The sequence below is a fragment of the Oleiphilus sp. HI0128 genome, from assembly GCF_001635365.1.
In genome coordinates this window covers 1-619 of the sequence record NZ_LWGG01001016.1, presented here as the reverse complement: position 1 = coordinate 619, position 619 = coordinate 1, and the positions used below count along the sequence as shown (strand labels likewise).

At 42.2% G+C, this 619-nt stretch carries 1 protein-coding gene and 1 pseudogene; both read left to right on the top strand.

All coding sequences use genetic code 11. The features are described 5' to 3' along the window. Positions 1–196, top strand: a pseudogene (locus A3763_RS29685) (IS3 family transposase); the annotation flags it as partial. A gap of 20 nt (positions 197–216) precedes the next feature. Continuing rightward, a complete protein-coding gene (locus tag A3763_RS17335) occupies positions 217–477 on the top strand; it encodes a hypothetical protein (RefSeq protein WP_068760255.1) in 261 nt (86 codons plus the stop codon). Positions 478–619: the final 142 nt, after the last annotated feature.

Sequence of the window (619 nt, the reverse complement as noted above, 5' to 3'; positions counted from 1 at the left end):
CCGGCATAGTCGAATTAACTTTGTTACCCCAGAGCAAAGGCACTTAGGTCTGGATGAAGAAATATTATCGAAGAGGGATGAGCTTTATCGCAAGATGAAAAGAAAGAACCAAATAAGGTGGTCAAAAGCTACGCGGAACTGGGAGAAAGTGGGTGACGTTAAGTTGAACCCGGAGAAGGAAAAACAAGCAGCTTAAATGCTCAGGCGACAACTACCTTGAAAAACGCCGATGACAAACTAAGCTTTTTTGTTTGTGACGAAGATGTTGAAGATAAACTAAACCAAAAACCATGTGCCATGCTGTTCTTCTGGTGGTTCATGTTCCACATGCTCAAAAAGAAGAAAAAGCCTAAACAGGATCATGAACTTAAACTTCGATTTCGCACGGTCGATGAGTTGTTAGAATCTGATAAAGATAAACCTACCCCACCTTCAAACAGGCCGTCACCACCTGACGGCCCTAAATCTTCGAAATAACCAAGGCAGCCAATGTGGCTGCCTGACCTTCTCTAAACTAAATACCATGACCGCCTCTTCCAATCTGTTTTTTTTATGATATTTGTGTAAGTACGAAGTGATATAAATATTGCAAGAAAGGGGCTTGGGCTGCCTCGTAGTA